The sequence below is a fragment of the Pseudarthrobacter ribosi genome, assembly GCF_055412865.1.
Genome location: NZ_JBVAYZ010000028.1, coordinates 47,751 through 55,355 on the forward strand (window position 1 = coordinate 47,751; position 7,605 = coordinate 55,355).

Annotated in this window: 7 protein-coding genes and 2 tRNA genes; 6 read left to right on the forward strand and 3 right to left on the reverse strand. The window is 69.3% G+C overall.

The features are described from left to right. Positions 1 to 42 precede the first annotated feature (42 nt). The 4 genes from ACZYZ5_RS19275 to ACZYZ5_RS19290 all read left to right on the forward strand — a co-directional run bounded on the left by ACZYZ5_RS19275 (position 43) and on the right by ACZYZ5_RS19290 (position 3,772). Positions 43 to 114, forward strand: a tRNA-Gln gene (locus tag ACZYZ5_RS19275). Between the two features lie 130 nt (positions 115 to 244). Then, positions 245 to 320 (forward strand) — tRNA-Glu (locus ACZYZ5_RS19280). A 93-nt stretch (positions 321 to 413) separates the two neighbouring features. Beyond that, on the forward strand, positions 414 to 2,159 hold the full coding sequence (locus tag ACZYZ5_RS19285; RefSeq protein WP_463903891.1) for a dynamin family protein: 1,746 nt from the start codon (positions 414 to 416) through the stop codon (positions 2,157 to 2,159). Next, positions 2,156 to 3,772, forward strand: a complete 1,617-nt coding sequence (locus tag ACZYZ5_RS19290) for a GTPase (RefSeq protein ID WP_463903893.1) — start codon at positions 2,156 to 2,158, stop codon at positions 3,770 to 3,772. Before ACZYZ5_RS19285 ends, ACZYZ5_RS19290 begins: the two co-directional genes overlap by 4 nt. An 86-nt stretch (positions 3,773 to 3,858) precedes the next feature. Here ACZYZ5_RS19290 and ACZYZ5_RS19295 read toward each other — a convergent pair whose 3' ends face one another. Both ACZYZ5_RS19295 and ACZYZ5_RS19300 read right to left on the reverse strand, forming a co-directional pair. Next, positions 3,859 to 4,395, reverse strand: coding sequence for a DUF1697 domain-containing protein (locus tag ACZYZ5_RS19295; RefSeq protein ID WP_463903895.1), 537 nt, complete (start codon positions 4,393 to 4,395; stop codon positions 3,859 to 3,861). Between the two features lie 17 nt (positions 4,396 to 4,412). Further along, complete coding sequence (locus ACZYZ5_RS19300) at positions 4,413 to 5,132, reverse strand: IclR family transcriptional regulator (RefSeq protein ID WP_056426387.1); 720 nt, start codon at positions 5,130 to 5,132, stop codon at positions 4,413 to 4,415. 124 nt (positions 5,133 to 5,256) lie between these two features. On the opposite strand from ACZYZ5_RS19300, the gene leuC reads away from it, so the two are divergent. Together leuC and leuD are read left to right on the forward strand one after the other, a co-directional pair. Further along, positions 5,257 to 6,711: a 3-isopropylmalate dehydratase large subunit gene (leuC, locus tag ACZYZ5_RS19305; RefSeq protein WP_463903897.1), complete on the forward strand. Its 1,455-nt coding sequence runs from the start codon at positions 5,257 to 5,259 to the stop codon at positions 6,709 to 6,711. A gap of 55 nt (positions 6,712 to 6,766) precedes the next feature. Continuing rightward, positions 6,767 to 7,369 carry a 3-isopropylmalate dehydratase small subunit gene (gene leuD / locus ACZYZ5_RS19310; protein ID WP_463903899.1) on the forward strand — a complete coding sequence of 201 codons (603 nt, stop codon included), beginning with the start codon at positions 6,767 to 6,769 and terminating at the stop codon, positions 7,367 to 7,369. 112 nt (positions 7,370 to 7,481) lie between these two features. On the opposite strand, the gene ACZYZ5_RS19315 is transcribed toward leuD, so the two are convergent. After that, on the reverse strand, positions 7,482 to 7,605 hold a 124-nt coding region (locus tag ACZYZ5_RS19315; protein ID WP_463903908.1), incomplete at its 5' end, for a DUF7402 domain-containing protein.

The following is a 7,605-nucleotide window of genomic DNA, read 5'->3' on the forward strand; positions in this document are numbered from 1 at the left end:
GAGCGCGGGTTTAGACCCACGGATCCGGCCCGAAAGTTCCATTGGGATATGGTGTAATTGGCAACACTACGGTTTCTGGTACCGTCATTCTAGGTTCGAGTCCTGGTATCCCAGCTCTGAATAATCCGTGGATTTCCGCGGCTGATCAGGGGTTTCAGCTCGGTTCGCCGATTTGAAACACTTGCTGAGTGTATGAAATAATCGCTTAGCGCGAATGGCAGTAATGCCGTTCTGGAGAGTACGCGGCCCCATCGTATAGCGGCCTAGTACGCTGCCCTCTCACGGCGGTAACGCGGGTTCGAATCCCGCTGGGGTCACCATAGAAACGGTCCCGGGCATCAGTCCGGGGCCGTTTTTCGTTGTCCGCACCGCGGCGCTCCACCGGCAGCACGCGGAACTGGCATGATGTTGCGGTGAGCCCCGACGAAACCACCGGCCCGGCCGTTGACCTGCTGGAAGCCGTCCACCGCGACTTGGCCGCCGCCGCCCTGCCCCTGGCGCTGCCCGGTGCGGCCGATGCCCGGCGGGACATCCGCAACGCCCTTGCCCAGCTCGAGGACTACATCCTGCCGCGCTACCGGAGCCTGGACGCACCCCTGCTGGCCGTCGTGGGCGGTTCCACCGGCGCCGGGAAGTCGACCCTCGTCAATGGACTCGTCGGGCACGCCGTCACCCGCGCCGGCGCCATTCGGCCCACCACGCGCCAGCCCATCCTGCTGCACCACCCTGCCGACGGGCGCTGGTTCGAGGACCAGCGGGTCCTGCCGAGCCTGAGCCGCGTCCGCGGCACGGTGAACCGCGGGCCGCTGCCCGCCAGCCAGGCCGGTCCCACTCCTGACCCTGCCACGATCACCTCGCTGGTGCTGGTCGCCGATACCGCGGTGCCGCAGGGAATCGCGCTGCTGGACGCTCCCGACGTCGACTCGATTTCCGCCGACAACCGCAAGCTCGCCGGCCAGTTGCTGGCTGCCGCCGACTTGTGGGTGTTCGTCACCACCGCCAACCGCTATGCCGACGCCGTTCCGTGGCGCCTGCTGCTGGATGCGGCGTCACGGGACATCATGGTGGCCGTGGTCCTGGACCGGGTGCCGGCGGCCGCCGAAGCCGAGGTCAGCGCCGACCTGCAGTCGATGCTCAGCAGGGAGGGCCTGGGCGGGGCCCGCCTGTTCGTCGTCCCCGAGGCGGCCCTGGACGGATTCGGAATGCTCCCGCCCGCCGCCGTGGATCCGCTGCGGCTCTGGCTGCAGGAACTCGCCGCGGACGCCGCTGGCCGCGCCGACGTCGCCCGCCGGACGCTCAACGGGACCGTCAAGGCCCTGGGCAGCCGCGTCGAGGCGGTGGCGCACGCCGCCGACGACCAGGAACACGCCACCGACGTCCTCGCCGGGGACGCCCGGGACGCCTACCGGGACGCCGTGGCGAGAATCCTGGAGGCCACCCGTGACGGCGCCCTGCTGCGGGGCGAGGTCCTGGCCCGCTGGCAGGACTTCGTGGGCACCGGCGAGTTCTTCCGGGCCCTGGAGCAGAACGTTGGCCGCTTCCGCGACCGGGTCGGCGCCTTCTTCCGGGGCGAACCGGCACCGGCGGTTCGGGTGGAGACGGCGATCGAAACCGGCCTGCAGGCCGTCATCATCGATGAGGCCGCCAACGCCGCCGAGGATACGGACGGGCGCTGGCGCTCCGATCCGGCCGGCCGTCAGCTCCTGGGCAGCGACGACCTCTCCGGAAACTCCGATGGTTTCGCCGAGAAGGCTGCCGCCGAGATTCGGGCCTGGCAGGGGAGCCTCATGGAGCTGATCCGGACCGAAGGCCAGGGCAAGCGGACCCAGGCCCGCTGGCTGTCCTTTGGCATCAACGGCCTCGGTGCCGCCCTGATGATCGTGGTTTTCTCCATGACCGCCGGACTCACCGGACTGGAGGTCGGCGTCGCAGGCGGAACCGCTGTCGCCGGGCAGCGGCTGCTGGAGGCGGTGTTCGGTGAGGACGCCGTGCGCCGGCTGGCCAAGACGGCCCGCGAGGACCTCCACACCCGCTGCCAGAGCCTGCTCCAGGACGAGCAGCAGCGCTTCCTGGCCCGGCTCGAGATCTCCGGCGGGGTCGCCCCTGCGGTGCTCGCCGGCCATGCCGCGGCGCTGCGCCGTCTGGCGGCCACCGCATGAGCCGCCATGGCGCCGCCGCCGAAACCTCCCGGCTGGACCGCCGGCTTGAGGCCCTGAACGAGGCCCGCGAACTGGCCGACGGGGCGCTCCCGGACGACGTCCTGGACAATGTGCTCCAGGTGCTGGAGCGGGCCAGTTCCCGCCGTTCCCTGTCCGGGGACCATACCGTCGTCGGATTTTTCGGGGCGACCGGCAGCGGCAAGTCGTCCCTGTTCAACGCCGTCAGCGGCGAGGACATCGCGACGGCGACCGCCCGGCGGCCGACGACCTCCGAGCCGCTCGCCGGCATCTGGGGCGCCGAGGGCAGCGACGAGCTGCTGGACTGGCTGGACGTGCGCAACCGGCACCACGCCAGCCCGGTACCCGGGTTCGCCGACGACGGCACCGGCCTGATCCTCCTGGATCTCCCCGACTTTGATTCCACCCGCGCCGCCAACCGCGAGATCGTGGAGCGGATGGTGGGACTCGTCGACGTCCTCGTCTGGGTGCTTGATCCGCAAAAGTACGCCGACGCCGCGGTGCACAACGATTTCCTCGCCCCGCTGGCCTCCCACGGCGCCGTCACCCTGGTGGTGCTGAACCAGATCGACCGGCTCCCGGACCGGGACATTCCCCCGGTGCTGGAGTCCCTGAAAGGCATCCTGGCGCGGGACGGGCTGGGCAAGGTGCAGGTCATTGGCGCCTCCGCCGTCGTAGGAACCGGCGTGGACAAGGTCCGGGCCGCCATCCGCCAGGTGGCCACGCAGCGCCAGGCCCAGTCCCAGCGCCTTGGTGCCGATGTCACGCGGGCCTGCGCCCGCCTTGCCGAGGCGTCCGGAGCAGGCGGGGCGGCCGGGGTCAGGGCGGCGTCAAAGGCCCGCCTGGCCGAGGAACTGGCGGTCGCGGCCAACGTCCCGCTCGTGGCGGAAGCCGTCGTCCTGTCGTACCAGCTGGAGTCGACCCGCCGCACCGGCTGGCCCGTCACCCGCTGGCTGGTCCGGTTTCGTCCCGATCCGCTGCGGCGGCTCAACCTGCGCCGGGAGGGATCCCGGCCAGAACTGAACCGCACCTCGCTGCCGCCTGCCGGCGCCCCGGAACGGGCCCGCACGGATGCCGCTGTCCGGGAATTTGCCGATGCAGCATCTGACGGCGCCCCCGGCCCCTGGCGGGCCGTTATCCGCGGCGCCGCCCGGGAGGGCCGCGACCAACTGCCCGATGCGCTGGACCAGGCCATCGCATCCACGGATCTGAAGGCAGCGGGCAAGGCGTGGTGGTGGACGCCGTTCAACACCGTGCAGTGGCTGGCGCTGCTGACGGCCCTCGGCGGTTTCGCCTGGCTCGGGGTGCTAGCCGCGCTGGGCTATTTCCAGCTCCCCGTCCCGGAAGTCCCGCTGGTGCAGGGCTGGCCCGTGCCGACCGTGATGATCGCCGGCGGCGCACTGCTCGGCATCGTCCTGGCCATCCTGGCAAAGATCATCGCGGGAGCCGCTGCCCGGGCACGGGGAGCGGCGGCGCGGAAGCGGCTCAAGGCGTCGATCGCGGCCGTGGCGGAGGATCTTGTGGTCGAGCCGGTGGATCTCGAGGTCAGCCGGCTGGCGTCCTTCAACAAGGCCCTCCAGGCTGCGGCGCGCTGACCCGTCCCCGGCGGTGCCGCGCAACCCTGCCGCGCCATCGTGCCTCGCCTACGCCCGCGCCGCGTCTGCCGCTGTGCTGCGCTTACTTACAGCAGCGCCGCGGCGTCACGGACCTTGATCATGGTGCGCAGGTTGCGGGTGGTGGTGGACGCCTTGTATTTCGGCTTCGAGGAGAGCTTGCTGAACGGACTGTCCAGCGTGCCGCCGGCGGGCGCCAGCCAGGCCAGCGCCTCCGGTCCCAGCATGGTCACCTGTGCGCCGTCCAGGGCGCTGCCGGCGTCATGCAGCCCGGCCAGCAGCTCGGGGTCGGAGCCGAGCGTGAGGTAGGTATGGGTGGACGCGTCGTCCGCGGGGTAGGGGCACGCCGCCACCAGTTCGCCCACCCGGTCCGCGGCCAGGACCACCACCCACGCGTCGTAGCCGAAGGACTCCCGGAGGCAGGATTCGAACTCCTTCTTCACGGCGGCGGGGGACAGCTCGCTGGTGAGCACAACATTTCCACTCGCGAGGAGCGTCCTAACGTCCGAAAACGGACGGGACTTCAGGGCTGACTTCAGTTCGGACATCTTGATGGTGATGCCGGCAACGTTGACCCCGCGCAGGAACACCGCATAACTGCTCATGCGGACAGCATATGCCGCTAGTCGTTGGTCTTGCGCAGCGCCTCTGTCAGCACGCGGGCCGCGTTGCAGACCACCTCGGCGTGGAGCCGGCCCGGCTGGCGGGTCAGTCGTTCGATCGGCCCGGAGATCGATACTGCGGCAATCACCCGGCCGGACGGACCGCGCACGGGAGCCGACACGGAGGCCACCCCCGGCTCGCGTTCGCCAAGGCTCTGACCCCAGCCCCGGCGTCGTACGCCGGCAAGGACGGTGGGGGTGAAGCGGGCGGCCTGTAGGCCTTCCAGGAGCCGGTCGTGGTCTTCCCAGGCGAGCAGTACCTGGGCGGCGGAGCCGGCCTTCATGGACAACTGGGTGCCGACCGGAATGGTGTCGCGCAGGCCGATGGGCCGCTCGGCGGAGGCCACGCAGACGCGCCAGTCACCCTGCCGGCGGAAGATCTGGGCGCTTTCGCCGGTGGCGTCGCGCAACTGCATCAGGACCGGTCCGGCGGAGGCGATCAGGCGGTCCTCGCCGGCTGCGGAGGCGAGCTCCACGAGGCGGCTGCCCAGGACAAAGCGGCCCTGGATGTCGCGGCTGACCAGCCGGTGGTGGACCAGCGCCAGCGCCAGCCGGTGCACCGTCGGCCGCGCCAGCCCCGTGGCCGCAACAAGCTGCGCCAGAGTGGTAGGGCCAGCCTCAAGTGCGTCAAGCACATGGGCCGCTTTATCGATGACACCGACTCCACTAGAATTGTCCATGTAATGATATTGCCGTCTCATTATCTGAGATGCAAGTCAACTCGCTGGCGCGTTATGCGGAAGTGCTGATTCAGTGGAGAGAACAAGCCGACAAGTACGGACACCGCAGTGAAGGGAGCAGGCCGTGGCAAAGACACTGGCCGAGAAAGTCTGGGACGCGCACGTGGTGCGCAAAGGCGACGGCGAAGGAGCCAACGCCCAGCCCGACCTTCTCTTCATCGACCTCCACCTGGTGCACGAGGTGACCTCACCGCAGGCCTTTGAGGGCCTCCGGCTGGCCGGGCGCCCGCTGCGCCGGCCCGACCTCACCATCGCCACCGAGGACCACAACACTCCCACGCTGGACATCGACAAGCCAATTGCCGACCTCACCAGCCGCACGCAGATCCAGACCCTGCGCAACAACTGCCAGGAATTCGGTGTCCGCCTGCATTCGCTCGGCGACGCCGAGCAGGGGATCGTCCACGTCGTGGGCCCGCAGCTGGGCCTCACCCAGCCCGGCATGACCGTGGTCTGTGGCGACTCGCACACTTCGACCCACGGCGCGTTCGGTGCCTTGGCGATGGGCATCGGCACCTCCGAAGTGGAGCACGTCATGGCCACCCAGACGCTGTCGCTAAAGCCTTTCAAGACCATGGCCATCAACGTCGAGGGCACCCTGCGTCCCGGCGTTTCCGCCAAGGACATCATCCTGGCCGTGATCGCCAAGATCGGCACCGGCGGAGGCCAGGGCTACGTGCTGGAGTACCGCGGCTCCGCGATCCGGGCGCTGTCCATGGAGGCCCGGATGACCATCTGCAACATGTCCATCGAAGCCGGCGCCCGCGCCGGACTCGTCGCCCCGGACCAGACCACCTATGACTACATGTTCGGCCGTCCGCATGCGCCGCACGGTGCCGAATGGGATGCCGCCGTCGAGTACTGGAATACCCTGCGCTCCGAGGACGACGCGACATTCGACGTCCAGGTGGACCTCGACGCCGACACGCTGGAACCCTTCGTGACCTGGGGGACCAACCCGGGCCAGGGTGTGTCCCTGTCCGCCAAGGTGCCCTCGCCCGAGGACTTCGGCGACGAGAACGCCAAGGCCGCGGCGGAACGCGCGCTGCAGTACATGGGGCTGGAAGCCGGCACCCCGATGAAGGACATCCGGGTGGACACGGTCTTCCTGGGCTCCTGCACGAACTCCCGGATGGAGGACCTCCGCGCCGCCGCGGACATTATCCGCGGCCGGACCAAGGACCCCAACATCCGGATGCTGGTGGTGCCCGGCTCCGCCCGCGTCCGCCTCGAGGCCGAGGCGGAGGGCCTGGACAAGGTCTTCAAGGATTTCGGCGCCGAATGGCGCTTCGCCGGCTGCTCCATGTGCCTGGGCATGAACCCGGACCAGCTGGAGCCGGGGGAGCGCTGCGCGTCCACCTCGAACCGCAACTTTGAGGGCCGCCAGGGCAAGGGCGGGCGCACCCACCTGGTCTCCCCGGTGGTGGCAGCGGCGACGGCGGTGCGCGGCACGCTGAGCTCGCCGTCGGACCTGGACCCCGCGCCCGAGTCCGCCGCGGTCCGTTCCGACGCCGCCTAGCGCGCCCTGCCCAAATCCACACTGCTCAGATCCACACAGCCTAGAAGGATCCGTCATGGAAAAGTTCACCACCCACACCGGCATCGGCGTTCCGTTGCGCCAAAGCAACGTCGACACGGACCAGATCATCCCTGCCGTCTACCTCAAGCGCATCACGCGCACCGGCTTCGAGGACGCGCTCTTTGCCGCCTGGCGCAAGGATCCGGCATTCATTCTGAACCAGGAGCCGTTCAACGCAGGCTCCGTCCTGGTGGCCGGTCCTGACTTCGGCACCGGATCCTCCCGCGAGCACGCCGTCTGGGCGCTCAAGGACTACGGCTTCAAGACCGTGCTGTCCTCACGCTTCGCCGACATCTTCCGCGGAAACTCCGGCAAGCAGGGCCTGCTCGCCGCGGAACTGGCCCAGGATGACATCGAACTCATCTGGAAGGAACTGGAGAACGCCCCGGGCACGGCGGTCACCGTCGACCTCCTCTCCAAGACCGTCCAGTGCGGCAACATCGTGGCGCCGTTCGAGATTGACGACTACACCCGCTGGCGCCTGCTCGAGGGCCTGGACGACATTGGCCTGACCCTTAAGCACGAGGAAGACATCACCGCCTTCGAGGCCACCCGGCCGGCGTTCATGCCCAAGACCCTGCCGGCCAAACTGTCCTGACCGTCCCGCCCCACCGCACTTTTCTGCAACGCGGGGTCGCTGACGGCAAGTCCCGCTTGCCGGGACCGGCCGTACGTGACCCCGCGTTGCTTTTGTTTTCGACGGTGCGGCATCAATTCGCGTAGGCCTGGAGTTCGGCGAGGCCGACGTTTTTGGTGGTGCCGCTGACGGTGGTGACGGTGAGGCGAAGGCTGGTGGTGGCGCGGTCGGGGAAGCTGACCGTGGTCGCCTTGCCG

Excerpts from the sequence above, each read along its gene's own strand:
- ACZYZ5_RS19290 (WP_463903893.1), top strand. The coding sequence starts at position 2,156 with ATGAGCCGCCATGGCGCCGCCGCCGAAACCTCCCGGCTGGACCGCCGG.
- ACZYZ5_RS19295 (WP_463903895.1), bottom strand. The coding sequence starts at position 4,395 with ATGAGCAGTTATGCGGTGTTCCTGCGCGGGGTCAACGTTGCCGGCATC.
- ACZYZ5_RS19300 (WP_056426387.1), bottom strand. The coding sequence starts at position 5,132 with ATGGACAATTCTAGTGGAGTCGGTGTCATCGATAAAGCGGCCCATGTG.
- leuD (WP_463903899.1), top strand. The coding sequence starts at position 6,767 with ATGGAAAAGTTCACCACCCACACCGGCATCGGCGTTCCGTTGCGCCAA.